This is a genomic window from Parageobacillus thermantarcticus (genome assembly GCF_900111865.1).
Classification (GTDB): domain Bacteria; phylum Bacillota; class Bacilli; order Bacillales; family Anoxybacillaceae; genus Parageobacillus; species Parageobacillus thermantarcticus.
Genome location: NZ_FOJS01000024.1, coordinates 22,212 through 47,722, shown reverse-complemented (window position 1 = coordinate 47,722; position 25,511 = coordinate 22,212). Strand labels below are relative to the sequence as shown.

Genomic DNA, 25,511 nt, shown 5'->3' with positions numbered 1-25,511 from the left:
GATTGCGAACCTACGTTCCCAACCCCCTCATCGGGGAATTCTAAGAATTTCTCCCACAAACATTTTACTCACACAACGAACGAGTGTGAGCAAAATGTTTGTAGGAGTTGACAATGTTTACAAAAAAACATATAATGTTCGTGAATGGTTGAACTTTCTAAATTTACTAGATCGATCTAACAAGATGTTGGAACGAAAAATAATCATATCCGTGATTTCTATTTATTGCTTGGCGATGTGCATGGAGGAGCGGTAGAAAAGGCGATGTATTGTTTTAAACAGGGTTGCTCTTTAATGCGCATCTAGAAATTGGTTCAGCGTTTGCCGCGGGCAATAGCGTCGTTTTGAAACCTGCTCCGCAGACTCCGTTGATCGCAGTTGAATTGCTGAAATTATTGCTGGAAGCGGGATTTCCTGAACGCGGCGTGAACATGGTGCTTGGCAGGGCGGAAGTTGGCCAGCAAATTCGAAAAGATGACCGCGTCAACGTAATTCGTTTACTAGCGGAATTGTCGAAAGCCGAAACATATATAAGCTTGCTGGGCGGAATTAGCCGTGAAGGTTTTCGCTATGCGATCGAGAGATAACAGGAATTAAAGATGATTGTCTTTCAGATTCATATGTCTTGTCAAAACATGGTGGTGGACTTAATGATTGAACTATATGTAACGAAACCAAACGAACTCGAATTGCGTCATGTAGATTCTCTACGCGCTCCTAAGGATGATGAAGTGAAAATTCAGCTTATTTACGGCGGAATTTGCGGCTCTGATTTAAGTGTTTTCAAAGGGAAGCTTCCGCACGCAACATATCCTGTACGGCCCGGGCACGAACTGCTCGGTGTCGTAATAGAAAAAGGAGAAAATGCAGCGTATGACGTAGGAACGCGCGTTGTTGTTCTTCCTAACACGTATTGCGGAACGTGTGACTTATGCGTAAAAGGCTATACGAATATATGCCGAAACAAAAAATCGTTGGGCGTTAATGTGGACGGTGGTTTTTCTCAAGAGTTTATCATTTCCTCTAAATATGTTTTATCGGTTCCTGATGATCTACCGGATGAAAAAGCAGTGTTAATTGAGCCGTTTGCCGTTGTTGTTCACGCTTTCAAAAAGGTAAATATTGCGAAGGATACGACAGTCGCAGTTGTTGGCTGTGGCAATGAGGGAATGCTAGCAGCGGCGTTGGCACATCATTTAGGCGCAAAAGTTACTGCGATTGATATTAACCCAAACAAATTTGAACTTATAAAAAAGGTCGGGAATATTCGCACACTTTACCCTTATGAACTGCAAGATGAAACGTTTGACGTCGTATTTGAAGCAGCGGGAACAAAAAGCGCGGTGGAACAAGCGATTCGAATAACGAATCCTGGCGGTGATGTCATTTTAATAGGATTAGCGACAGAAGCTACTTTTCCGGTAATTCATATTGTGCGCAGCGAATTGACAATTCATGGAACGATTATTTATCAGTTCCCAGATGATTATTTACAAGCTATCGAATATTTGCGTGATCCTTCCTTTTCTATTGATCCTATTGTTTCAAAAATTTTGCCAGTCGCTGATTATCAACAAGCTTACGAACTAGCGGCTTCGGGAAATGCCGGCAAGGTCATTCTAAGTTTTAAGAAGGTATGACGGATGAAAGAACTTGTTTCCTATAAATTAGTAAAATGTTTAAAATTTAGAAAATTGAGGTGTAGAAGATAATTTTAGGATTTGTGGTCATACGAACATCTCTGTATTACAGCTTTAGAGAGAAATGTGAAAGTGTTAAGGAAAAATTAGGCATTAACCGAACAACGTTATGAAACAAGATGTAATAGGATTGAGGCAATCATAAAATATGGCCGGCTTCACGTATCTTTCATCGAGAAAGCCGACCTTCATTAATGTCTTTTTATTGAGTACTTATGTTTTTCTTGTCGTATCTCGTAGAATTCTCCAACATCGGTTCGATTGGCTCAAGATCAGTAAGCAAAAATACGTAGCTGAACATACCAATAATCAAAATTACCGCTGCTACTAGAAAAGCGTACATAAATGATCCAGTTGCCTGTACAATAAATCCAGTGATAATAGGAGCAAGAATGGCCATAGAGTTATTTCCAAACGTTAAAATTCCTACAAGTGTACCTACCGTTCCCTGTGGAGCAATGAAGGTTGGAATGCTGTAAGCGATCGATGAAGTGATGACAAGACCGCCAAGAGCAATGGAAATACAGAGTATCGCAATGTTTGGGTTGCTTGTAAATGCTGCTCCGATGACAGACATACCAAGAAGCATGCCGATTACAAGGAATGTTTTACGTACACGTGTCGGATTATAGCCTTTGTTTACTAAACGGTCAATTAGCCATCCTCCTATCACAAGCTCTGAAATAGTTCCTACAATCCAAGGAATTGACGAATACCATCCAGATTTTAATATGGACATATGCATTTCCGTGACAAGATAACCAGGAAGCCACGTGAGAAAAAGAAACCATGAGTAACCGTACGCGGCAAAACCAATGAGCGCCCCCCAGACTTTCCGCTTTGTCAATAAGTATCGAAGATTTTCCCATACATTTCCTGGTGGTTCACCGATTTTTTGAGAGCCGCCCTCTACAATATATGTGTACTCTTCTTTCGAAAGTCGCTTGTCTTCATGCGGATCCCGATATGAAATCCAAAACGCAACGGCATAAATCAGACTGAGAATCGCAGTGGCATAAAAACCTGTCCTCCATCCCCATTCGGATACAACCCAAGCGATAATAGGGGTGCCGATTGCGTTGGACAGTTTGGATTGGGCATCAAAAAGTGCAATGGCTGTCCCTCGTTCGTTACGGGGAAACCAGTAACCAATCGCTTTTGTAGCAGCTGGAAAATATGGAGCTTCCCCGATTCCTAGTAAAATTCGCGATAAAATGACAAGTCCCTGACCGCTGGCGATCGCGGTGAGAAAACAAGCGGCTGACCAAATAATGGTACCAATTCGCGCCACCCATTTGACACCAATTTTATCTAGCAAAGTGCCCGCAGGAATTTGAAGAATGGCATAAGACCATGCGAAGGCGGATAAAAGAATCCCAAGTTGTCCAGGAGTTAAATGGAATTCTTCTGACAATGGCTTTAACGCAACAGACATATTGATGCGGTCAAAATAATTGACAATGACCCCAACCGCAATTAAACAAGCTATGGCCCAGCGTCGTTTTTTCACTGCGTATTCACCATCCATAATAATTTATGGTTATTTGTAAGCGTATGTATTTATGAATCTATACTTTTATGGCACCTCCTATACGTAAATGTCTAAGAAAGATCGTCAGTATATTCCGTTATATGTAACTATATTCCGTTATACGGAACAACTTTTGACTGAATTATAGCAATTTTTTTGCTATCTGTCTAGATATAAACAAGAATTTTTCAACTTTTCTAAATCAATCCGTGCTTATGCATATTTGTTGGATTTGCATGGCATTGCGAGATCTTCCACAACGATAACAGCATTATTTCAATTGATAAAACGGGAAGTTCCTGTTTGCGTCTTTCTAACGGAATAATGAAGAATACGATAATGTTTCGGCACTCCAACTTTATTAAGTTTAGGCCAAGGGAAATATCTGAAAGCTCTTGATAAACAAAAAAGAACGAATGTAAAATGTACTTGAATAGTTCCATATAAAGGAATTTATTTTCGGTTAATGGAACAAAAAGGAGGAACTTTGTCGAAAAACATTTTTTGACACCCCTGAAACGGCTACAATCGTTGATATATCAACCTTTATAAAGGGAGGTTTTTTATGATAAAAGATTCTAATGAGCAAGATAGTAAAAAAACAGAAACAGGGTTACGTACCGTACAAAGGGCGATCGATATCTTGTACTGCTTTACTTTGGAAGAACAGGAACTGTCCTTAACAGAAATCGCTAATAAAATTTCGCTTGCGAAATCTACTACTACCAGATTGTTATCTACTTTGGAACAAAATAATCTAGTGGTCAAAGATCCGCTTACCTTAAAGTACCGTCTTGGCGAAGGAATATACTACCTTGGATATGTTGCTGGAAAGTCGATGAAAATCAGAGAAATTGCCAGGCCAATCATGGAAGAAATACGGGATAAGACTCGCGAAACGGTAAATTTGTATGTTTTGGAGGAAAATTCACGAGTTTGTGTGGAACAATGCGAAGGACTTCATTCCATTCGACATATCGTTAAAATTGGAGAACAATTGCCATTGTGGACAGGTGCTGAAGGAAAGGTGATTTTGGCTTATCAATCCCTTTCTTTTCAACAGAAAATTTTTGAGCAAGTTCCATCTAAAGAACGATTAAATTGTTTAAAAGAAGAAATTGAAAAGATTAAGTTACAACGTTGTGCTTTAAGTATAGATGAACGAGAAGTTGGTTCTGCAGCGGTTGCAGCGCCTATTTTCAATATCAATGGAGAAGTTAGGGCATGCTTATCTGTTTCAGGCCCTACTAATCGATTCACTCCTGAAGTAGTAGAAAAATATAAGCTATTGGTCAAAGAAGGCGCTAAAGTGATTTCAGAAAAGTTAGGATATCGAGAATAGGGAGAGAATATCCTGCCAGTCCGATTCGAATATTAAAGGTATTTTTGAATATCCCCCCTTATCAGGATCGTGAGAATAACATCAAGGTAAAACACCCGAGACTTAGGGAAATAAAAGTTCCTGGATTGTTCCGAAATTTGGGAAAACACCATGGACTATTCGTTATATTGGCCCAGATTTAGGAGAGCACAATCAAGAAATGATGGGATTGTCACAGGAAGAAATACAAAAACTTGAGAAAAGAACGTATATAGTTGTTTTATAGCACATTGTATATTAGCCCACCTGGCAAGTTGGCACTCGATCAAATGCGTCTTTAGAAATTGGAATGACCAAATAGAAGGGGCTTGTTTTATGAATGAAATGAACTTAGTTCGTTTTCATTCACTACTAATTGACAACGTTTGTCAATAAAGTTTATACTCTTATTTGACTAATTTATACATAAGGAGTAGATTGTGAAGCAAGAAAGATAATGACGCATCTAATTGGCAAGCAGGTGTTGATGGATGACAAAAAAAAAGCGCTCTCGCGTTACTTTAGAGCAAGTAGCTAAGCATGCCGGTGTGTCGCGGGCGACAGCTTCCCTTGTTGTTCGTGGGAGTACAGCTATTTCCAAAGAAACGCGGGAAAAAGTATTAAAGGCAATGAAAGAATTAGGGTATGTGTATGATCGGGTGGCTGCAAATTTACGGTCGCAGCGTTCTTCTACGGTGGGATTGATTATTACGGAAATCGGCAACCCATTTTTTTCTGAATTGTTAGTCGGTGTCCATGAGGCGCTAGATAAAGAAGGATATACTGTCATTTTGGGAACGACGTTTGATTCTCCAGAGAAACAAGATGCGCTTTTGTCAACAATGCTTGAACATCGGGTGGGCGGTGTCATCATAAGTCCAGTGCCTGGCTGTTCGGTGGACATGGTCGAGCGACTAAAACAGTGGGAAATTCCAGTTGTATTAATAGCGAGGGAATTGCCATCTGGGGAACAATTTGATTATATTGGAGTTGATAATGTAGAAGGCGGTAGGTTAGCCACGGAACATTTAATTCAGCAAGGACATCGTCGCGTCGCTTTTCTAGGCGGTTTTTCGAATTCATCCGTATGGAGAGATCGAAAACAAGGATATTGCGAAGCCTTGGAACAAGCAGGCATCGAAATAGATGAGTCACTGTTCATACAGACGTTTGCGACAAGGCAAGGAGGAATGGAGGCAATCAAACGGGTTTTGCAACATCCCGATCCGCCAACGGCAGTGTTTTGCTATAACGATGTGGTTGCGTTTGGTGCATTGCTCGGTTTAAAGGAAGCGGGAATGATTCCGGGACGCGATATAGCGGTTGTCGGTTTTGATAATATTCAAGAGTCCGCCCTGTTTCACCCGCCTTTAACGACGGTCTCGGCGTTTCCGGAACAGATTGGTATTCATGCGGCGGATATTTTGCATCGGCGCATAACCGGTGACACAAGTGAACCGAAACGCCTTATTTTAAAACCGGAACTTGTCGTACGAGAATCAAGTTCATTGAATTTTTAGATTGCTTTAAAAGGAAGGACACTAATATGGGGGCATATTCGAACATTCCTCTGCGCGAAAGAAATATCGTGCTAATCGGTTTTATGGGAGTAGGGAAGACAACGATCGGTCAGCTTGTAGCGAAAAAGTTGTATCGTGATTTTATTGATGTAGACCAAGAGATAGAAAAGCGGCATCATATGTCGATTCCAGACATTTTCGAACAAATGGGCGAAAATTATTTTCGCAAAATAGAGAGAGAATTGATTGTGGATCTTTGCACGAATACTCGATTAAAGATTATTTCCCTTGGGGGAGGCGCGTACTTGCAAGAAGAAGTTAGAAATGTTTGTTTATCCCACTGCATCGTCTTTTTCCTAGATTTATCGTGGGAGTGTTGGAAAGAGCGCCTTCCATTAATTGTTGATAATCGTCCTGTGCTAAAGAATAAAACATTAGAAGAAGTCGAACAATTATTTTTCCAGCGGAGAAATGTCTATTCCATCCATAATTCTCGTGTGTTAACCAACAATCTTGATCCGGAAACAGCCGCAAATGAAATTGTCGAGTCGATCAAGTGGACATGGGAAGTGTACGAACCGAATGAGTAAAGCAAGCTTTGTTTCAACCACGATCTGAATGTGGGGAGCTATTGTTCAGACAACCGGCTGATCGCTTATTTATGATGTAAAATGAGATAGCGAGTCTGCGATGGCAGGCTTGCTTTTTTATATGGCAGACAACGGGAGAGGAAGTAAGAAGATTATTGCTGCCGATACAACTTGCGGATTTTCCGTTCATGCTGGAGCGTTTTGCTTGAGAGGAAATCGACCGTTTCCTGTGTTTCTGATAATTCGATGCGCAGGCCGTCCACTTTTGTTTCTAAACGATGAAATCGCTCATTCATTTTTTCTTCTAGTTTTCCGACCACCTCTTTCATTTCTGCTCTCAGTTGGTCGTTCATCTCTTTCATTTCTGCTCTCAGCCGGTCGCTCATTTCTTTCATTTCTGTTCTTAACTGGTCGCTCATCTTTTGCATTTCTGCCCTCAATTGGTCGTTTGTCTCTTTCATTTCCGTTCTCAGCTGGCTGCCCATCTCTTTCATTTCCGCTCTCAGCTGGTTGCTTATTTTTTGCATTTCTATATGAATATGGTCAGAATGTAGTTCCAATGCCTTCAAAATTTCTTTTAGCATCGTTTCCTGTTCCATCCTTTCACCTCCTTCGTTTCTATTATAAAAGAAAAAATAGAAACGAAAAATCTATTTTTTATTTTTAGTATGTCATTCGAATTGGCGTATGCAGTGGATGAGATTTATTTCCATTTTCACTGTTTTTTGTATATTGGAAACACGACAAAAGGCGGTGATGAACCAAGAAAGAGAGCGGGAAGAAGCTGAAATGGACAGACGAGGACTGGCCGATTGTTAATTGTATTTGTTTTTATCCATTTATTCATATGGACAATGCAGGTTTAAGTGCATATTACACAGTGGCGAATTGGGAGGTGTCTTTCTTTGCATCGCTGATCTAGCAGGTTTTTTACCGTTGAAAAGCCGCCTGTCGCATATAGTTTCAAACGTTAAGCGGGTTGTATTTAGAGTGAGCGATAACAGTGGAGGATGACGTTGCCGATGGAGCGCGGTGTGAAGCTTTACAAATATAAAGGATAGGCGTTATGATGTATGGGAAAATATTAGCGGTTTGCTGGGAAAACAAATATCCGCTCAAGAAAATGATTCGCTTTTCGCTCGACGGAATCACTTCGTTTTCATACAAGCCGTTGAAACTCGCCAGTCTGTTAGGCTTTTTTCTTTCGGCATCAAGCTTGCTTGGCATTATCACTTCATATCTAAAGCTATTTACGCATTCGATGGTGGCAGGCTGAGCGTCGCTGTTAATGGCGATCAAGTCCTGATTATTGTGTAAAAATTCGCTTTCGGTCTAGCAAATTTAGGTTTTGGAAAAATCAAACTACTTTTTTGCCGTTTCTTTTTACACAAAATCTTGGACTTAACCTTAATGGCGACCTTATTATGCAATGGTGCTATGTTTATGACGTTTTATTGTCTGCATCTATTGATGAAGGAAAGCGGCGTCTGCTGTAATATTGTCAAAGAGACATGGGGAGTCAGAACGAAATATGAAAAAGCACCGTTTTATATGGAATGAGCGAGAAAACATACGAACGTTATGGCGCTTTTGCCTCGTCGGGGTCGGAAATACGCTTGTGGACTTTATTGTCTTTTTCCTTCTTACCTCGTTTGGCGTTTCCGTGCTATTGGCGCAAGTATGCTCTTATACTGCCGGCGTGGTCAATAGCTATGTGTGGAACAGGATGTGGACGTTTCAGGTAAAACGAAAAGCGAACATCGGAGAGTTTTTTCGTTTTCTTATCGTCAATGTAATGTCGCTGGCAATGACGCTCCTTCTCCTCTTTCTCTGCCGGGACGTTTGGCATTGGCCGCTGTTTGTCGGAAAACTGATCGCGACGTTAGGAGGGATTGCCGTCAATTTTGCCGGCAGCCGCTTTTGGGTATTTACCTCGAAACCGTTCCATTCTTAACATGGGTATACGACGAATTTAGATTGGATAGTCTTTGATATTCCACATTGGGCATATAGCGCTTGCCGTTTACGCGAACATCACAAATGACAGAGTAACAGATCATACTCAGTTTATTGGGTAGATCATACTCAGTTTATTGGGTAAAAATTCCTATTCCTTTACCATTAAAGTGAATTGGAATCACTGTTTGCTTGCCGGCTTCTTTTGATCCAATTCACGGGACTCAATCGAAAAAAAAGCCGAATCCGTCTTGTTGGATTCGGCTTTTTCTTTGTCTAAGAGCGAATTTGCCCCGTGCCGTAGACGAGCGATTTCGTCGTTGTAATCGCGCGCAACCCCATCGGGCCGCGGGCGTGGAGTTTCTGCGTGCTGATGCCGATTTCCGCTCCGTAGCCAAACTGCTCGCCGTCGGTGAAGCGGGTCGAGGCGTTATGATAAAGCACCGCGGCGTCAATCGCTTGGAAGAAGAAACGGACGTTGTCGTTTTGCTCGGAAATAATCGCTTCAGAATGTTTCGTGCCGTAGCGGTTAATATGGTCGACCGCTTCTTTGACGTCTTGCACGAGTTTAACAGCTAAAATCGGCGCCAAATACTCGGTGCTCCAGTCGGCTTCAGTGGCCTGCTGGATAAAGGAATACGATGAAGCAAGCTGCGAATCGCCGCGCAGTTCGACGCCGCGAGCGTGCAGCGTTTCAAGTAGTTCGCCGATATACGGCCAGTTTTGATGAATGAGCACGGTTTCCACGGCGTTGCAGACGGACGGGCGCTGCAATTTTGCGTTTAAGACGATATCGATCGCCATTTGTTTTTGCGCCGATTCATCGATGAAAATATGGCAGTTGCCGACTCCCGTTTCTAAAACGGGAACGGTGGCGTTTTCGATGACGGAGCGGATCAACCCTGCCCCGCCGCGCGGAATTAATACGTCTAAGTATCCGTTTAAACGAAACATTTGCTGGGCCGTCTCGCGGCTCGTGTCTTCAAGTAGCTGAACGGCATCGGCAGGAACGGCGGAATCGCGCAACGCTTCTTGCATAATATGGACGAGCGCTTTGTTCGAATGAAGCGCGGACGAACTGCCCCGCAATAAGACGGCGTTTCCCGTTTTTAAGCAAAGGCTTGTGGCATCAACGGTGACGTTCGGGCGCGCTTCGTACACCATGCCGATGACGCCGAGCGGCACGCGCACCGTTTGAATGCGCAGCCCGTTCGGCCGCGTCCATTCTTCGACGATTTCGCCGATTGGGTCAGGAAGCCCAGCGACTTGCCGGACGCCGTCAACCATTTGCTCAATTCGTTCGTCGGTGAGCTGCAATCGGTCGATTAAGGCAGGAGAAAGACCTTGTTCTTTTCCAAGCGCAACGTCTTTTTCGTTTTCTTGCAAAATCCAGTCTTTTTGTTTCGTAATGGCGTCGGCGATGCGCGTTAACGCTTCATTCTTTTCTTCGGTGGACAGGAGGGCTAGCGCTTTCGCTGCTTGTTGCAGCTGCTTGGCTTTTGTAAGCAGTTCGTTCATTTGATAACACTCTCCTTTCGCAATGATACCCAATTATCGCGGTGGATCACTTCCGGACGATGGTTAATCGAATATTTTTTCGCTTCATTGCTAGGAAGTCCTTTTACTTTTTCTAAATCGTCAGAGGAGTAATACACTTGCCCGCGGCCAATGACGGTTCCTTTTCGATTGACGACCTCGACGACATCCATGGCGGAAAAGTTTCCGTACACCGCGGTGACGCCGGCGGGAAGCAAACTTTTTCCGCGCTGCAGCAAGGCGGTTTCCGCGCCTTCGTCAATTTCGATTTTCCCGGCTACAGGCGCATGGTACGCAATCCATTGTTTGCGCATTTGCATATGCCCGTGAAACGGCGCGCCGATATACGTCCCGTCTCCTTTTCCTTCCAAAATGTCATATAGCTTTTCTTTTCCTTTACCCGTTCCGACAAAGACGCTTACGCCGAAAGATAGCGCTTTTTGCGCGGCGAGAAGCTTTGATTTCATGCCGCCTGTTCCGACCGCGGAGCCGCTGCCTCCCGCCGCCTCGATCATTTCCTTTGTGATTTCCGGCAAAAACACATATTTTTTCGCGTTTGGATTCGTTTTCGGATTATCATCGTACAACCCGTTAATATCGGTTAAGATAATGAGCGCATCCGCGTGCAAAAAACCGCTCACGAGCGCAGAAAGCATATCGTTGTCGCCAAACGTCAATTCCTCGACGGATACGGAGTCATTTTCGTTGATGATCGGCAAAACCCCGCATTCCAGCAATGTGGTGATCGTGGAAAATAAATTATGAAACCGTTCGCGGCTGTAGAAGTCTTCTCTTGTTAATAAAATTTGCCCTATCGTAATGCCGAACTTTTCGAACGCGGAAATATAGCCTTGCATGAGCAGCCCTTGCCCGACCGCCGCTGCTGCTTGCTTTCCCGCGGTGGTAGTAGGCCGCGATGGATAGCCGAGCGGCCCAAATCCAGCGGCAACCGCGCCTGATGTAATTAAAATGACTTCATGGCCCAGTTGTTTCATATAGGCGATCGCTTCGACGTGGTCGAACAGTTTTTCGTGGCAAAGCGCGCCTTTTGCATCCGTTAATGAGCTGCTGCCGATTTTTACGACGATTCGTTGCTTTTTCACGCGCTTCCTCCTTTCTGCTTGACAACAAAAAACGCTTTTTCCCCTCCTTGCAAAAGGACGGAAAAAGCGTTCCGCGGTACCACCTTTTTTGGCGCATCGTGCGCCCACCTCTTGCCCGTAACGAGGGCGGACGGCTTATGTTTGCATAAGCGGCCTTGGTAGGGCAGGTTCAATCGACTTCCCGTGAGGAACCTTCCAGCCTGCGGGTTCCACTCTCTTGCACGTTCCATCGATTTACTAGTCCCGTGCCGTTTTCCGTATCAACGATTTGTTAGAAATTATCCATACAAATTGGGAAATTGTCAAGTAGTTTTCTTCAAAGATAGCCATAAAAATCATGCAAAAAGCGATTTTGTTTTCCGATGACTAAGTTTACGAGACGGCGAGAAAATTTTGTGTAATCATGCGGGGCTTGCCTGTTTTTGATGATCAAGTCTGGGGATTTGTGTAAAAAGAAGCGGCAAAAAGCAGTTTGATTTCTCCAAAACGTCCATTCGCTGGACCAAGAAATGAAAATTTACACAATAATCAGGACTTGATCGTTTTTGATAGCGAGGATGATAATTGCTATCGAAATAAATATAATTGTCATTTTATTTAAAAAAATGGTACAATACTAAAAACATCGAGATTACAAAACTACTCATGGAGGGATTAAGATTGAGAAAGCTTCGCAGCGATATGATCAAAAAAGGATTTGACCGGGCGCCGCACCGCAGTTTGTTGCGCGCGGCGGGCGTAAAGGAAGAAGATTTTGACAAGCCGTTTATCGCCGTAGTGAACTCATACATTGATATTATTCCGGGACACGTTCATTTGCAGGAGTTCGGAAAAATTGTCAAAGAAGCGATTCGCGAAGCAGGCGGAGTCCCGTTTGAAATGAATACGATCGGCGTCGACGACGGAATTGCGATGGGGCATATCGGTATGCGCTATTCGCTGCCAAGCCGTGAAATTATCGCGGATTCGATCGAAACGGTCATTTCCGCACATTGGTTTGACGGAATGGTGTGTATTCCAAACTGCGACAAAATTACGCCGGGGATGATGATGGCGGCGATGCGTCTAAACATTCCGACGATTTTTGTTAGCGGCGGGCCGATGAAAGCCGGCGTGACGAGCGATGGAAGAAAAATTTCGCTTTCTTCCGTATTTGAAGGGGTCGGCGCTTATCAAGCTGGAAAAATCGATGAAAAAGGCTTAATGGAATTAGAACGATACGGCTGTCCGACGTGCGGCTCCTGTTCAGGAATGTTTACGGCAAACTCGATGAACTGTTTGGCGGAAGCGCTAGGGCTTGCGCTGCCGGGTAACGGAACGATTTTGGCGGTAGATCCGGCCCGGAAAGAATTAGTGCGCCAATCGGCAAAACAATTAATGTATTTGATTGAGCATGACATTAAGCCGCGCGATATTGTCACGGAAAAAGCGATCGACAACGCGTTTGCGCTCGACATGGCGCTTGGCGGTTCGACGAACACCGTATTACATACGCTGGCGATTGCGAATGAAGCGGGCATCGATTATTCGCTCGAACGAATTAACGAAATCGCTGCAAAGGTGCCGCACCTTGCCAAACTGGCGCCAGCTTCCGATGTGCATATCGAAGACTTGCATGAAGCGGGCGGCGTATCCGCGGTGTTGCATGAGTTAGCGAAAAAAGAAGGAACGCTGCATCTCGATACGTTGACTGTGACGGGAAAAACGCTTGGAGAAAACATCGCTGGCTGTGAAGTTAAAGACTATAACGTCATTCGCCCAATCGATAGCCCGTATTCCGAAACGGGAGGTCTTGCCGTATTGTTCGGAAACCTCGCTCCGGACGGCGCGATCATTAAAACGGGCGGCGTGCAAGATGGCATTACGCGTCATGAAGGGCCAGCGATCGTGTTTGATTCGCAAGAAGAGGCGCTCGAGGGAATCGCAAGCGGCAAAATCAAGCCAGGACATGTCGTCGTCATCCGCTATGAAGGGCCAAAAGGCGGACCGGGAATGCCGGAAATGCTCGCGCCAACTTCGCAAATTGTCGGCATGGGGCTTGGCACGAAAGTCGCGCTCGTGACGGATGGACGGTTCTCGGGGGCATCGCGCGGCATATCGGTTGGACACGTTTCCCCGGAAGCGGCGGAAGGCGGTCCGATTGCCTTTATCGAAAACGGTGACATCATTGAAATCGATATTAAGAACAGAACGATTAACGTCAAGCTTTCTGACGAAGAATTAGAAAGACGAAAAGCGAACTGGAAAGGGTTTGAACCAAAAGTGAAAACAGGTTACCTCGCGCGCTACTCGAAGCTCGTTACTTCCGCGAGCACGGGCGGGATTATGAAAATTTAAGAGATGTTGCCAAAAGACCTGTTCAACGGTTTTGCGACCGAAGCGAACAGGTCTTTTTTTATATTGGGAAGATAAAAAGAAAGTACCTACAAAACGAACATAAACTGTATGTGATAGAAATATAGTAGGGATATTAGGTTAATAAAGATATTTGCACGTACTTCGGTTTAGGAAAGATCATTATTTTTGAAGTTTTTCTCTTTCACGTGCAAGCAATAAAATAACAGTTGACAATTTATAATATTCTATATATTTTTGGTTTCAATATAATAAATAATATCCGGATCGTTATAGAATCGTTATATTATAATTAATGTGATGATATTTTTTCGTGCTGATCAGAAGAAAAGTAGAGATATCGAAGCAGTTATTCCTTTTAGAAATAGGAGAAAGTGAAGCAGCACACTAATTAAAAGAACTATTTATCAAAAACAGGTAGCGTCAAAAGTTTTATGAAAACTCCACATCCGCCATCCCATGGAGCATCGTAAGGCATCCTTGGAGCCGGATTCGCCCTTGACCAACACCCGCCAAAGGTGCGAAAGGGACGTCAAGGGCGACGGGGACAAAAAAGAGGGCATAGGAAAGCCGCCCTCGCCCTTACCGAATTTTACCTTTGACGAGGTTCGGTTGGTCAAGGGTTCGCTTCGCCGAATCCGGCTGGTCTTCTGATCCATGGGCTCCGGTGGACAAAAAAGTTAGGCCGCCTCTTGTTGGAGGAAATCTTGAGCCATGGCGATCAGCTTCGTCCACCGGGCCGGCATATGGGGCAGATCGGCGAGCTCCGGGATGACGACAGGAACCCGGCCTTCGAGTGCACCGTGCGGGCGCAGGAAGTTGAAATACGCCACAAACAGCGTGACAAAGGAGACCGAGCCTTCTTCCGCTCCAAATCCGTGAGTCGGCCGATAGTTGCCTTTAAACGTCCGGTTGAATCGCTCGATGATTTGTTTGATCGCGCGGAACTCCTCGGACACCGGATCCTCATTGGTCAGTCCGATCACTTGGCGGACGTCAAACGGAATCCCGTGCTGGGCAAAAAAGTGCTGCGCCAGCAGGTAAATGGGATTGCCGTCGACGACGAACGACAAATCGTCCGGGATGGACGGCAGCTTTCGCAGGACGTCATCGATGGCGCGGATGGCCGACAACGTATCCCGGTGGGGCGAGACGCGATACGACAACACCACTTTTTTCACGGCATCAAACATAAAAAACAGGTAATGCCAGCGTCCTTTCACGCGAATATACGTCTCGTCCCCACAGAACGAGCCGGACAGCTCGTACGGGAACCGGTCGACAAACGGCTGAATCATGAGCGCGACGCTATTGGCGTAGTTGAGCACCGTCTGATGGGAGATCGACACGCCATGCACATCCTTCATGATTCCGGCTGTCTGTCTGGAGGACATCCCATAGTTAACGTAGTACGTCAACACGAGTCCGAGGGTGTGCGACGACACCGCCAGACGAGACAAATCGACCTTTGGCTTTTTCGGCGACGATGGGGCCAACGGTGGAAAGTCAAACAAAAACTCACGGAACAGATACCGCACCTTGAAGGCTTGAGGGTTCTGCTGGAATTGTTGGCGTTCCTTTTGGCTCATCCGGCGAAGGTTCTTTTGGTAAAATGGGCAGTCGTTGTTCTTGCACTTGTAGATGTAGTAGTCCTTGCGTTCTTTGATTTTCTCAAGCGTTTGGAAGCAGTGCGGGCAACGAAAGACCGCTTGCTTTTTGAACCGATTTCGATGGTTGAACCGGCATTGGCACACTTTGCATTGGTACTGCCCTTTTCCGCCGTTGTTGGCGTACAGGTAGGATGACGGCGCCTGGCAACGGGGACACGTCAACGAATCCGGGACACGGTGTTTAGCGTTGGCCCGGCGTTGGATCGGCGGCAACGGACGGCCGTGCCGGGCTTCGTAGTCGGCTAAAAGCTGCCGATAGTCAAGTGTTTCTGGGACATCGATGATGGGAAGGTCATCGACTTGAAGTTTTCGGTACGGTTTTCGAACCGGTTCGTCCATGTCTTTGCGGCTTAAGGATTTTCCTAATAAGGCACCAATTAAATAGACAATGATTTGATGTTGGGACTTGATTATTTCAAGCAAATAGGCTAATAATTGAGGTAACAAGCTTGTCACTCCTTTGTTTTGGGTGTTGGGTGTGGGGTTACCTCAATGATGGCCTAAAACAACGGGGGTGGCAAGCTTTTTTTATTCCAACCGTTGAAACTCAACGAAAAACAGTGAGTGTGGAGGATAAACTTTTGACAATACCCAAAAACAATTAGGGGTGGAGAAGATGGATGATTTTATTCGGAAAATGAAGAGAGATCCCTTTGCTAATTATTTAGGCATCACTATAGAAGATGTCGGAGAAGGATATGCAAAAGTATCAATGGAAGTAAAGAAAAATTTGCTGAACTTTCACGGCAGTACCAATGGAGGAGCTATTTTTTCTTTGGCTGATGTGGCTTTTGCTTGTGCTAGCAATTCTCATAATCAAGCGGCAGTTGGTATCGCGATGACAATGTATTATATGCAAGCCAGCGGAATGGGCGATAGGTTAGTGGCCATCGCAAGCGAAGAAACGAAACCAAACCGTCTTGGGGTATATCGAATCGAGGTGTTAAATGACAAAGAAGAGTTGATCGCTTTGGCCGAAGGAATGGTATATCGTAAGAAAGACAAATTTGTTCCATGATCCTCAAGGAAGAGAGATGGAGAGCAGTTCCAGGGAGTGTTTAAAAACAGTCAATATTTTGTCTAGAACAGAAAAGATGCCTAATGACTGTGGAAAATACTTAGTAAAAAGTGAACAGAGATGGTTTCAAATGGGACAATAAGCAGACGCCCCCTAACAGCTTGATGCACTATGGAGAGTGTCACTTTATTTGGGGAGCGAGCAGGATCAAATGTTCATGAGAAGACGAAGTTCTGGCCTTTTCTCGGCATTCAATCGGAGAAAGGCCGTTTAGTTTTTCTTGAAAGCGGCTGTGATTGTAAAAATGTATATACTCTTGAATAGCCTTATACGTCTTGTTTGGTCGCGTTTGGGGGTATTCAATTTCAAATGAATAACTTTTCCTCGCTAAAAGTTTGTCCTTTCTTTATCAGTAATATAAAATCTCCTCCCAGGCAGAAGTCTAAGAGCATTCTATCCAATGTCCTTTTTTACTGTCTAACTGTAGGTGACCATCCCAGCACATAATTTCTTTTTTACTTAAAAGTAATAAAAATAATAGTTGACAATTTTGAATATTAGATATATTTTAAACTTAAGTATGATGATAAATATATATTACGTTGTATAAACGTAATATATATTTATTTTTTAAATTATTAATGAAAGCGCTTAAAAAAGAAAGGGTGGGAGTATGATTTTACATCATATTGAAATCGCTTCCAGAGAAGAGATGGAAGCGTTGCAGCTTGAGAGACTACAGCAAACGGTCAAGCGGGTATACGAGCATGTGCCGTTTTATCGTCAAAAGCTGGATGAACATGGTGTAAAACCGGAGCATATTCGCACGCTGGATGATGTGAAGAAGTTGCCGTTTACAACGAAAAAAGATTTGCGGGAACATTATCCGTTTGGACTGCTTGCTGTCAGAATCCAAGATTGTGTCCGCGTTCACGCCTCCAGCGGAACGAGTGGAAAACCAACGGTGGTAGCGTATACAAAAAATGATATCAACCATTGGGCAGACATTGTGGCACGCGCTATTACAATTGCGGGTGGAGCTCCAGGAAATATTGTGCATAATGCATATGGATACGGATTATTTACTGGAGGATTAGGTCTCCATTATGGAAGCGAGCGGTTAGGTGCGGTGACTGTGCCGGTATCAGGGGGGAATACGGATCGACAAATTATGATTATTGAAGATTTTAAGCCAGATATTATTTGTGGTACCCCTTCCTACGTATTGAACATCGCTGAACGAATGAAAGAACTTGGCAAAGATCCTCGGAAAACGTCGCTAAAATACGGGATTTTCGGAGCGGAACCGTGGTCGGAGGAGATGCGGAGAACGTTAGAAGAGGAACTCGACATTAAAGCGTGTGATATTTATGGATTGAGTGAGGTCATCGGACCTGGGGTTGCCATGGAGTGTCATGAAGCACAGAACGGATTGCATGTAGCCGAGGACCATTTCTTTGTAGAAGTCATTAATCCAGATACACTCGAGCCAGTGGGTGAAGGTGAAGAAGGAGAGCTTGTCTTTACTAGCTTGACAAAAGAGGCGTTTCCAGTCATTCGCTATCGCACAGGTGATATCGCTTCGATTACGAAAGAACCGTGCGTCTGTGGACGAACAACAACTAGAATGTCGAGAATTAAAGGGCGTGTTGATGATATGCTCATTATACGCGGTGTTAACGTTTTCCCTTCAGAAATAGAACATTATTTATTGACGGTCCCAGAACTTGCGCCACATTATCAAGTTCATATTTTACGAAAAGGAACGCTTGATGTCGTTGAATTGCAAGTTGAGGTAAGCGATCGCTTCTATCAAGAAATTAGAGGCGATCTTCACGATGAACGAGTCCGCAATTTAATGAAGCGAATACAGCATTTGTTGAAAAACCACTGCCTTGTGTCTATCGATGTCAATATTCATCCACCAAAATCTATTCCGCGTTCAGAAGGGAAAGCGATTCGCATCGTGGATTACCGCAAAGAAAAGGCAGTATTGTAAGAAAATTAGCGATTTTATTATTGCAATATTTATGACGTTATTTTATAATTACGTTAAATAAACGTTATATATTTAACTAGGAGGTGGAGGAAAATGCCTGTAGTAACATCGTTTAGATGGCTATCTGAAGAGGAAAAATACGAGCGGTTTATGGAGAGAATTAATGCGGGGGAAAAAATCGAAGCAGATGATTGGATGCCGGAAGACTATCGAATGACGTTGATTAAACTTATTGCGATGCATGGCATCAGCGAAATTATGGGAGCGCTTCCGGAGAAGGAATGGGTCCCGAAAGCGCCTTCGCTAAGAAGAAAGCTTGGCATTATGGCGAAAGTGCAGGATGAAATGGGGCATGGACAGCTTCTTCTCCGCGTTGCCGAAGATTTGATGGCGCCGCTTGGAAAAACGCGCGAGGAAATTATGCAAGATTTATTCAAAGGAGATTTAAAGTTTCATAACGTGTTTCATATGCCTGCACCTACTTGGGCGGACGCCGGTTTAATCGGCTGGCTTGTCGACGGGGCAGCGATTATTACGCAGACAAACATGCTTGATGCTTCTTACGGGCCATATGCCCGGGCGTTAAAGCGGATTTGTGCGGAAGAAGTGTTCCACGCCCAGCACGGCGAATCGATTATTTTGGCGCTTGCGGAAGGAACGAAAGAGCAAAAAGAGATGTTGCAAGACGCGTTGAATCGCTGGTGGGAAGCGTTGTTAATGTTCTTTGGCCCTGGTAGTGCAGCAACAACTGGAACGTCGAAACAAGATATTACGATTAAATACCGAATACGGACGAAAACAAATGAACAATTGCGTCAAGATTTCTTTACGAAATATGTACCGCGCATTTTGTCGATAGGATTAAAGCTCCCAGATGAAACGATGCATTTTGATGAATCGAAAGGGAAATGGGTTTACAAGCAGCCAGATTGGAACAGGTTTAAAGAAATTATTCGCAACAATGGGCCGAAATCGAAAGAGCGGCTTCGTCTTCGTGAGTTATCGTACCACAATAACGCTTGGGTTCGTGAAGCGTTAAGCGGTCAATCAGCAGCAGTGTGAGAAGTGGAGGAATGGCAATGAGTGATAGCGGAAAAGGATTTTATCAAGTGTTTGAGGTATTTAGCAGGAAAAATGACACAGCACCGCTTCAGCATCAATTTAGCCTGCTTGCCCCAAACCATGAAATCGCTTTAGTGATGGCGCAAGAAAATTTTATGCGGCGCGAAACTGTTTCTGACATATGGGTCGTGAAACGATCGGATATCCGCATGATGACGGAAGAAGAAAAAGAATCGTTAAAGAGGCTCGATAACAAAGATTATCGCACTACAAAAGGGTATGGATACTTGAAAAAGAAATGGCGTCAATACGAACAGCAAATGCTTGATGAAAAAGAGATTCTTTCATGGAAGGGCGAGATCCAACGATGAAAATCACGAAACCTGAGGAACTACAGCAACATCCCGAATATAAAGAAGTGCTCGTTGAACTATTGTTTCAGCTAGCGGATGATGATTTTATTCTCTCTTATCGCGGTTCGGAATGGCTTGGGCTTGCGCCGCACATTGAAGAGGATATCGCATTTTCTTCCATTAATCAAGATACGATGGGACATGCGGCAATGTATTATCAATTGCTAGAAGACATTGGTATTGGAAAGGCAGATGATTTGGCGCATCAGCGACCATCATCCGAACGCCGAAATGCTGTTTTGCTTGAGGAAGTAAACGGCCCTGGTCATTATTTGAGCGAGCCTCGATATGATTGGGCGTTTGCCGTTGTCCGCCACTATTTTTACACACAGGCGAAAAAAGTGCGTATTGATTCGTTGAAACATAGTTCGTATGAACCGCTTGCTCAAGTTGCTGTTAAAATCAACATGGAACTTTATTACCACCTTATGCATTGGAGAACATGGTTCATTCAGCTTACGAATGCTCAAGGAGAGGCTCGTGAACGTATGAAAAAGGCGGTTGCGAAAGTATTTGAAGATTTTGGAGGCGTGCTGACGCTCGGAGTGAAAGGAGATAGAATGGTAGAATTTGGACTTATTGAAAGCGAAAAGATATTAAAACAGCGTTGGGTTCAAGCGATGAAACCGGTTTTTGCAGAGGTAAACCTCGATTTGCCAAGCGAGTTCGGTATGAAACGAGGCAACGGACGAAACGGGGAACATACGGCAGATTTAGACGAAGCGATTATGACATTGTCGGAAGTATATCGCCTCGACCCACTAGCAACGTGGTAATCTATAAGTTTTTCAGAAAGAAGGGGTAACGATGGACTCCAATCTTGCGATAGAAAAAATTATAGAAACATTAGATGCTGTCAAAGATCCTGAAATTGATTCCGTCAGTGTCATCGATTTAGGAATGGTCGAAGACGTTCAGGTTCAACACGGCGAAGTCACAGTCAAACTACTTCCGACATTTATCGGCTGCCCGGCGCTCGATATTATTCGACAACGTGTCGAACAGACTCTTTTACGGTTAGAAGGAATCGAGCGCGTTACTGTAGAATTTATTCGCCATCCACCATGGACATCTGACCGAATCACAGAGAAAGGACGGGAAAAGTTAAAAGAATTTGGCATTGCGCCACCGCCTCGGCAAATCGATTCAAACGGCGAGTGGCACGTCGAGTGTCCTTATTGTCACTCTTCCTTTACGGTAATAGAAAACTTGTTTGGACCTACCGCTTGCAGAAGCATTTTCTACTGTAAACAATGCAAAAATCCGTTTGAAGTGATGAAACCAATCTCAACATGGATGTAAAAAATTTATAAAAAAGGAGAAGAGAACGATGATTAAAATGATTGCCCTTTACAGACAACCAAAAGATAAAGAAAAATTTGATGAACATTATTTTGGTACGCATGCCCCAATTACCGCGAAAATTCCAGGGCTTCGCAAAATGGAGGTAACGAAAATTACCGGTACGCCGATGGGAGGAGAAAGTGAATATTACTTATTATGCGAAATGTACTATGACAGTTATGAAGCGTTCAAAGAAGCAATGAAAACGAGTGAAGCGAAAGCGTCGGGAAAAGATTTAATGTCGTTTGCAGGCGATATCGTAACATTGATGGTAGGCGAGGAAGTGAAAAATGGCTGAGTTTGCTAACATTCGTACACATATTGATGAGAATATTGCTGTGATTGAACTGCATCGCCCAGATGTATTGAACGCATTGAACAGGAAAATGGTAACGGAAATCGTCACAGCAATGGAAATTTACGACCGCGATGAACAAGTGCGCGTCATCGTCTTGACAGGAAGCGGTCGTGCATTTGCAGCAGGAGCGGATATCGACGAAATGGCAAACGATGATTCCATTACGCTGGAATTGCTTAATCAATTTGCCGAATGGGATCGCCTTGCGCTTATTAAAAAGCCCACGATTGCTGCTGTACACGGTTTTGCATTAGGCGGCGGATTTGAACTCGCGCTTAGCTGTGACCTGTTATTTGCGGCCGATACGGCGGAATTCGGATTTCCAGAAGTGAATATTGGTGTGATGCCAGGTGCAGGTGGAACGCAACGTCTTACCAAATTAATCGGCAAAACAAAAGCGCTCGAGTGGCTTTGGACAGGCGAGCGTATGTCGGCAAAGGAAGCGTATGAATTAGGGATTGTCAACCGTGTTATCGCGCCAGAGTTATTGTATGAAGAAACAATGCGGTTTGCGAAAAAACTGGCGAAACAGCCTCCTTTATCCGTTCGCTTAATTAAAGAAGCCGTTAATAAGGCGGTAGACTATTCACTATATGAAGGAATGCAGTTTGAGAGGAAAAATTTTTATCTCCTTTTTTCGTCTGAGGATCAAAAAGAGGGAATGGCGGCATTTATCGAAAAACGAAAGCCGCGTTTTCAAGGAAGATAAAGGTGGTGCTGTCGATTGTACGAAACGATTCATTATGAAGTGCGCGACCGTGTAGCATGGCTTACTCTAAACCGTCCTGACAAGCTGAATGCGTTTACAGAACAAATGAACAAGGAAATTACGAAAGCACTGAAGCAAGCTGCTAATGATGAAAACGTTCGCTGCCTTGTGATTACTGGGGCAGGACGGGCGTTTTGTTCCGGTGAAGATCTCGGCGGTGTTACGGAGGAAATGGATCACGGGGAGGTGCTAAGAACGCGCTACGCGCCGATGATGAAAGCGCTCTATCATTTTGAAAAACCAGTAGTCGCTGCGGTGAATGGTGTTGCGGCCGGCGCGGGAATGAGCTTGGCGCTCGCGTGCGATTTTCGGCTTGTTTCAGAGAAAGCGAGTTTTGTCGAAGCGTTTATTCACGTTGGTCTCATTCCGGATGCGGGAAATTTGTATTATTTGCCGCGCCTAGTTGGTCATGCGAAAGCACTTGAATTGGCGGTTCTCGGCGAAAAAATTTCTGCGCAAAAAGCGACTGAACTCGGACTTGCCACTGCTGTTATTCCTAAACAATCTTGGGAAGAAGAAGTACAGCGCTTTGCTGGTAGGCTTGCCAACATGCCGACGAAAGCGATTGGTTTGATAAAACGCTATTTGCGCGAAAGCTGGCATTGTACTTTCGAAGACTATTTGGAAAAAGAGGCATACGGCCAGCGTATTGCCGGACTGACGGAAGACCACCGAGAAGGCATTCGCGCTTTCTTTGAAAAACGCTCACCATCATTTCAAGGAAAGTAAGTTAAGGAAAAGGAGTGGAAAGTAAATGGCAACAGTAAAAGAACAAAAAATGGAGAAACTCGAAACAAAACGTGAAATGTATCATCTGATTATTAACGGAGAACGCGTCGAAAGCGTTTCCGGAGAAACGTTTACGACATACAACCCTGCAACAGGAGAGCCGATTGCGAAAGTAGCGAAAGGAACGAAAGAAGATGCGGAACGCGCAATTCAAGCGGCACGTCAGGCATTTGATCATGGAAAATGGCGCCATTTTCCTGTCAACAAACGGGCGCGTATTTTAAACAAAATTGCTTCGATTATGCGTTCCCGTTTTAATGAGTTAGTAGAATTAGAGATTTTAGATACAGGAAAAGCACTTTCCGCCGCACAAGGGCAAGTGATGCAGGCGATTGAAGACTTTGAATTTTACGCCAGTGCCATTGTCGGCCATCGCGGTACGGTCAACAATATGCCAGGAACGTTTCATAATTTTACAGAAAAAGAGCCTGTCGGGGTATGTGCGCAAATTATCCCATGGAATTATCCGTTAATGATGGCAGCGTGGAAAATTGCCCCAGCAATTGCAGCGGGGTGCTCCGTTGTTGTCAAACCGGCTTCATTAACGCCGTTGACATGTATCGTACTTGCAGAAATTTGTCATGAAGCTGGTGTCCCGGAAGGAGTCGTCAACGTGGTTACCGGGTCTGGCTCTGAAGTCGGTAATTATTTAGTTGAGCATCCGCTTGTTGATAAAGTTGCATTTACTGGTTCGACTCCGGTAGGAAAAAATATTATGGAAAAAGCGTCGAAAACGTTAAAACGAGTAACATTAGAACTTGGCGGCAAATCGCCGAACATCATCTTCGAGGATGCAGACATTGATGCAGCTGTTAGCGGCTCATTATTCGGAATTTTCTATAATACTGGACAATCCTGTGAAGCACGCTCCCGTTTATACGTACATGAGAGCATTTACGATCAATTCATGGAAAAGTTTGTAGAAAAAACAAAAAAATTAAAGCTTGGCAATCCGTTTGAGCAAGATACCCATGTCGGTGCCATCATTAGCCGCGAACAACTAGAAGTTATTGACGACTATGTTAAATCTGCCATCGAAGAGGGAGCTACGATTGTCACTGGTGGGAAAGAAGCGAAAGTGGAAGGGTTTGAAAACGGTTTTTGGTACGAACCGACCATTATTACGGATGTCAATCATCAAATGAAAGTCGTCAAAGAAGAAATTTTCGGTCCAGTCGTTGTCGTGATGAAATTTAACGATGAAAAAGAAGTCATTAAATTGGCTAATGACAGTGAATATGGTTTGGGATCGGCTATCTGGACAAAAGATCATGCACGCGCGATTCGTGTGGCGAAACAAATTCAAGCTGGTATTGTCATGATTAATAGCCCGTTCTCCGCGTTCCCAGGAACACCGTTTGGTGGATATAAACAGTCCGGATTCGGACGCGAACTGTGCATCGAAACACTTGATTTATATACGGAAACGAAAAGCATCCTTTCTTATTACGGAAGCCGTCCGCTCAATCCTTTCGGTGTGTAAAGTGAAAGTTGTTGGTGAAGCACTCTATCTTGCGGATGGAGTGCTTATTTTGTTTGGCCAATATAGAATGTAGCAAGGAGGGATTTTTGTGATTCGCCATATTGTGGTAGTTGGTTCAGGCGTAATGGGAAGAGGAATTGCCTATGTCAGCGCTGTCGGCGGATTTGAAACGACGCTCATCGATGTGAAAGAAGAACAGTTGAAAAGCGCGAAAAACGAAATTTCGTCTATTTTTGAACAAGGAATAGACCGCGGTAAAATTACAAATTCAGAGAAGCAGGAAGCCGAAGCGCGATTGCGTTACTCGACAAATTTAATTGAAGCAGTCAGAGAGGCGGATTTGGTCATTGAAGCCGTGCCAGAAAAATTGGAAATTAAAAAACAAGTGTTTGAGACGATTGATCATCATGCGCCGGCATCTTGTTATTTCGCAACGAATACGTCAACGATGAGCCCAACGGAAATCGCATCTTTTACGCAGCGGCCAGAAAAAGTGATTGCAATGCACTTTTTCAACCCAGTTCATAAAATGAAGCTTGTTGAAATAGTCCGTGGTTTAGAGACGAGCGATGAAACAGCCGATGTTATTCAAAAGGTTGCGCAACAGATGGGGAAAGAAACTGTTGTTGTTAATGAATTTCCAGGGTTTGTGACAAGTCGGATTAGCGCCTTAGTTGGAAACGAAGCATTTTATATGCTTCAAGAAGGAGTTGGTACACCAGAAGAGATTGATAAAGCAATTAAACTCGGTCTCAATTATCCGATGGGGCCGTTTGAACTAGCGGATTTAGTCGGATTGGATACAAGACTCAATAACTTGAAATATTTGTATGAAAAATTAGGGGAAAAATATCGCCCAGCACCATTGCTTGAGCAATACGTCAAAGCGGGGCGGCTCGGCAGAAAAACAGGAAAAGGTGTGTATGATTACACCGATAAAGAATAATAAAAGGGG

Annotated in this window: 22 protein-coding genes and 3 pseudogenes; 19 read left to right on the top strand and 6 right to left on the bottom strand. The window is 44.1% G+C overall.

The window, feature by feature from the left end; translation table 11 throughout:
- Positions 1-290: 290 nt before the first annotated feature.
- Both BM278_RS11885 and BM278_RS11880 read left to right on the top strand, forming a co-directional pair.
- Positions 291-544: pseudogene (locus BM278_RS11885) on the top strand (aldehyde dehydrogenase family protein); the annotation flags it as partial.
- A 106-nt stretch (positions 545-650) separates the two neighbouring features.
- Positions 651-1,640 (top strand): zinc-dependent alcohol dehydrogenase, encoded by a 990-nt coding sequence (locus BM278_RS11880; RefSeq protein ID WP_090949977.1) that lies wholly within the window; start codon positions 651-653, stop codon positions 1,638-1,640.
- A gap of 262 nt (positions 1,641-1,902) precedes the next feature.
- Here the strand turns inward: BM278_RS11880 and BM278_RS11875 are convergent, their stop codons facing one another.
- Positions 1,903-3,228 carry an MFS transporter gene (locus BM278_RS11875; protein WP_090949975.1) on the bottom strand — a complete coding sequence of 442 codons (1,326 nt, stop codon included), beginning with the start codon at positions 3,226-3,228 and terminating at the stop codon, positions 1,903-1,905.
- A 568-nt stretch (positions 3,229-3,796) separates the two neighbouring features.
- Between BM278_RS11875 and BM278_RS11870 the strand changes: the two genes are divergently transcribed.
- The 3 genes from BM278_RS11870 (at position 3,797) to BM278_RS11860 (ending at position 6,701) form a co-directional block, all read left to right on the top strand.
- On the top strand, positions 3,797-4,573 hold the full coding sequence (locus BM278_RS11870) for an IclR family transcriptional regulator (RefSeq protein WP_090949973.1): 777 nt from the start codon (positions 3,797-3,799) through the stop codon (positions 4,571-4,573).
- Positions 4,574-5,082: 509 nt separating this feature from the next.
- Positions 5,083-6,111, top strand: coding sequence for a LacI family DNA-binding transcriptional regulator (locus tag BM278_RS11865; protein WP_090949971.1), 1,029 nt, complete (start codon positions 5,083-5,085; stop codon positions 6,109-6,111).
- 26 nt (positions 6,112-6,137) lie between these two features.
- Positions 6,138-6,701, top strand: coding sequence for a shikimate kinase (locus BM278_RS11860; RefSeq protein WP_090949970.1), 564 nt, complete (start codon positions 6,138-6,140; stop codon positions 6,699-6,701).
- 152 nt (positions 6,702-6,853) lie between these two features.
- Here BM278_RS11860 and BM278_RS11855 read toward each other — a convergent pair whose 3' ends face one another.
- A complete protein-coding gene (locus BM278_RS11855) occupies positions 6,854-7,300 on the bottom strand; it encodes a hypothetical protein (protein WP_090949968.1) in 447 nt (148 codons plus the stop codon).
- A gap of 500 nt (positions 7,301-7,800) precedes the next feature.
- Here BM278_RS11855 and BM278_RS11850 point away from each other — a divergent pair.
- Positions 7,801-7,974: pseudogene (locus tag BM278_RS11850) on the top strand (glycosyltransferase); the annotation flags it as partial.
- Between the two features lie 258 nt (positions 7,975-8,232).
- Positions 8,233-8,655, top strand: coding sequence for a GtrA family protein (locus tag BM278_RS11845; protein WP_090949967.1), 423 nt, complete (start codon positions 8,233-8,235; stop codon positions 8,653-8,655).
- A gap of 278 nt (positions 8,656-8,933) precedes the next feature.
- Here the strand turns inward: BM278_RS11845 and BM278_RS11840 are convergent, their stop codons facing one another.
- The gene (locus BM278_RS11840) at positions 8,934-10,175 is read right to left on the bottom strand and encodes a glutamate-5-semialdehyde dehydrogenase (RefSeq protein WP_090949965.1); all 1,242 of its coding nucleotides are present in this window, start codon (positions 10,173-10,175) and stop codon (positions 8,934-8,936) included.
- Complete coding sequence (gene proB, locus BM278_RS11835) at positions 10,172-11,296, bottom strand: glutamate 5-kinase (protein WP_090949964.1); 1,125 nt, start codon at positions 11,294-11,296, stop codon at positions 10,172-10,174. The genes BM278_RS11840 and proB overlap by 4 nt, the downstream gene beginning before the upstream one ends.
- 660 nt (positions 11,297-11,956) lie before the next feature.
- On the opposite strand from proB, the gene ilvD reads away from it, so the two are divergent.
- Entirely contained in the window at positions 11,957-13,633 is a 1,677-nt protein-coding gene (gene ilvD, locus BM278_RS11830) for a dihydroxy-acid dehydratase (protein ID WP_090949962.1), read from the top strand.
- Positions 13,634-14,331: 698 nt separating this feature from the next.
- Here the strand turns inward: ilvD and BM278_RS11825 are convergent.
- Entirely contained in the window at positions 14,332-15,768 is a 1,437-nt protein-coding gene (locus BM278_RS11825) for a DDE-type integrase/transposase/recombinase (RefSeq protein WP_090949960.1), read from the bottom strand.
- Between the two features lie 169 nt (positions 15,769-15,937).
- Between BM278_RS11825 and paaI the strand changes: the two genes are divergently transcribed.
- Positions 15,938-16,339 (top strand): hydroxyphenylacetyl-CoA thioesterase PaaI, encoded by a 402-nt coding sequence (gene paaI / locus BM278_RS11820; RefSeq protein ID WP_090949957.1) that lies wholly within the window; start codon positions 15,938-15,940, stop codon positions 16,337-16,339.
- 181 nt (positions 16,340-16,520) lie between these two features.
- On the opposite strand, the pseudogene BM278_RS11815 reads toward paaI, so the two are convergent.
- Positions 16,521-16,670 (bottom strand): annotated as a pseudogene (locus tag BM278_RS11815) (IS3 family transposase); the annotation flags it as partial.
- Positions 16,671-17,012: 342 nt separating this feature from the next.
- Here BM278_RS11815 and paaK point away from each other — a divergent pair.
- From paaK to BM278_RS11765, 10 genes are all read left to right on the top strand, one after another.
- Positions 17,013-18,338: a phenylacetate--CoA ligase PaaK gene (gene paaK, locus BM278_RS11810; protein WP_090949955.1), complete on the top strand. Its 1,326-nt coding sequence runs from the start codon at positions 17,013-17,015 to the stop codon at positions 18,336-18,338.
- A gap of 93 nt (positions 18,339-18,431) precedes the next feature.
- Positions 18,432-19,400, top strand: a complete 969-nt coding sequence (gene paaA / locus BM278_RS11805) for a 1,2-phenylacetyl-CoA epoxidase subunit PaaA (RefSeq protein WP_090949954.1) — start codon at positions 18,432-18,434, stop codon at positions 19,398-19,400.
- Between the two features lie 17 nt (positions 19,401-19,417).
- The gene (gene paaB / locus BM278_RS11800) at positions 19,418-19,771 is read left to right on the top strand and encodes a 1,2-phenylacetyl-CoA epoxidase subunit PaaB (RefSeq protein WP_003249807.1); all 354 of its coding nucleotides are present in this window, start codon (positions 19,418-19,420) and stop codon (positions 19,769-19,771) included.
- Entirely contained in the window at positions 19,747-20,589 is an 843-nt protein-coding gene (gene paaC, locus BM278_RS11795; protein ID WP_090949952.1) for a 1,2-phenylacetyl-CoA epoxidase subunit PaaC, read from the top strand. The genes paaB and paaC overlap by 25 nt, the downstream gene beginning before the upstream one ends.
- A gap of 31 nt (positions 20,590-20,620) precedes the next feature.
- Complete coding sequence (paaD, locus tag BM278_RS11790; protein ID WP_090949950.1) at positions 20,621-21,115, top strand: 1,2-phenylacetyl-CoA epoxidase subunit PaaD; 495 nt, start codon at positions 20,621-20,623, stop codon at positions 21,113-21,115.
- A gap of 28 nt (positions 21,116-21,143) precedes the next feature.
- Positions 21,144-21,455, top strand: coding sequence for an EthD family reductase (locus tag BM278_RS11785; RefSeq protein WP_090949948.1), 312 nt, complete (start codon positions 21,144-21,146; stop codon positions 21,453-21,455).
- Entirely contained in the window at positions 21,448-22,224 is a 777-nt protein-coding gene (locus BM278_RS11780) for an enoyl-CoA hydratase/isomerase family protein (protein WP_090949946.1), read from the top strand. The genes BM278_RS11785 and BM278_RS11780 overlap by 8 nt, the downstream gene beginning before the upstream one ends.
- Before the next feature lie 15 nt (positions 22,225-22,239).
- Positions 22,240-23,013, top strand: coding sequence for an enoyl-CoA hydratase-related protein (locus BM278_RS11775; RefSeq protein ID WP_090949944.1), 774 nt, complete (start codon positions 22,240-22,242; stop codon positions 23,011-23,013).
- Between the two features lie 25 nt (positions 23,014-23,038).
- The gene (locus BM278_RS11770) at positions 23,039-24,556 is read left to right on the top strand and encodes an aldehyde dehydrogenase family protein (RefSeq protein WP_090949942.1); all 1,518 of its coding nucleotides are present in this window, start codon (positions 23,039-23,041) and stop codon (positions 24,554-24,556) included.
- Between the two features lie 88 nt (positions 24,557-24,644).
- Positions 24,645-25,502 (top strand): 3-hydroxyacyl-CoA dehydrogenase, encoded by an 858-nt coding sequence (locus BM278_RS11765; protein ID WP_090949940.1) that lies wholly within the window; start codon positions 24,645-24,647, stop codon positions 25,500-25,502.
- The last annotated feature ends 9 nt before the right edge of the window (positions 25,503-25,511 follow it).

Bases quoted from the DNA above. Each gene is read 5' to 3' on its own strand.
- BM278_RS11880 (WP_090949977.1), top strand. From the start codon at position 651: ATGATTGAACTATATGTAACGAAACCAAACGAACTCGAATTGCGTCAT.
- BM278_RS11875 (WP_090949975.1), bottom strand. From the start codon at position 3,228: ATGGATGGTGAATACGCAGTGAAAAAACGACGCTGGGCCATAGCTTGT.
- BM278_RS11870 (WP_090949973.1), top strand. From the start codon at position 3,797: ATGATAAAAGATTCTAATGAGCAAGATAGTAAAAAAACAGAAACAGGG.
- BM278_RS11865 (WP_090949971.1), top strand. From the start codon at position 5,083: ATGACAAAAAAAAAGCGCTCTCGCGTTACTTTAGAGCAAGTAGCTAAG.
- BM278_RS11860 (WP_090949970.1), top strand. From the start codon at position 6,138: ATGGGGGCATATTCGAACATTCCTCTGCGCGAAAGAAATATCGTGCTA.
- BM278_RS11855 (WP_090949968.1), bottom strand. From the start codon at position 7,300: ATGGAACAGGAAACGATGCTAAAAGAAATTTTGAAGGCATTGGAACTA.
- BM278_RS11845 (WP_090949967.1), top strand. From the start codon at position 8,233: ATGAAAAAGCACCGTTTTATATGGAATGAGCGAGAAAACATACGAACG.
- BM278_RS11840 (WP_090949965.1), bottom strand. From the start codon at position 10,175: ATGAACGAACTGCTTACAAAAGCCAAGCAGCTGCAACAAGCAGCGAAA.
- paaI (WP_090949957.1), top strand. From the start codon at position 15,938: ATGGATGATTTTATTCGGAAAATGAAGAGAGATCCCTTTGCTAATTAT.
- paaK (WP_090949955.1), top strand. From the start codon at position 17,013: ATGATTTTACATCATATTGAAATCGCTTCCAGAGAAGAGATGGAAGCG.
- paaA (WP_090949954.1), top strand. From the start codon at position 18,432: ATGCCTGTAGTAACATCGTTTAGATGGCTATCTGAAGAGGAAAAATAC.
- paaB (WP_003249807.1), top strand. From the start codon at position 19,418: ATGAGTGATAGCGGAAAAGGATTTTATCAAGTGTTTGAGGTATTTAGC.
- paaC (WP_090949952.1), top strand. From the start codon at position 19,747: ATGGAAGGGCGAGATCCAACGATGAAAATCACGAAACCTGAGGAACTA.
- paaD (WP_090949950.1), top strand. From the start codon at position 20,621: ATGGACTCCAATCTTGCGATAGAAAAAATTATAGAAACATTAGATGCT.
- BM278_RS11785 (WP_090949948.1), top strand. From the start codon at position 21,144: ATGATTAAAATGATTGCCCTTTACAGACAACCAAAAGATAAAGAAAAA.
- BM278_RS11780 (WP_090949946.1), top strand. From the start codon at position 21,448: ATGGCTGAGTTTGCTAACATTCGTACACATATTGATGAGAATATTGCT.
- BM278_RS11770 (WP_090949942.1), top strand. From the start codon at position 23,039: ATGGCAACAGTAAAAGAACAAAAAATGGAGAAACTCGAAACAAAACGT.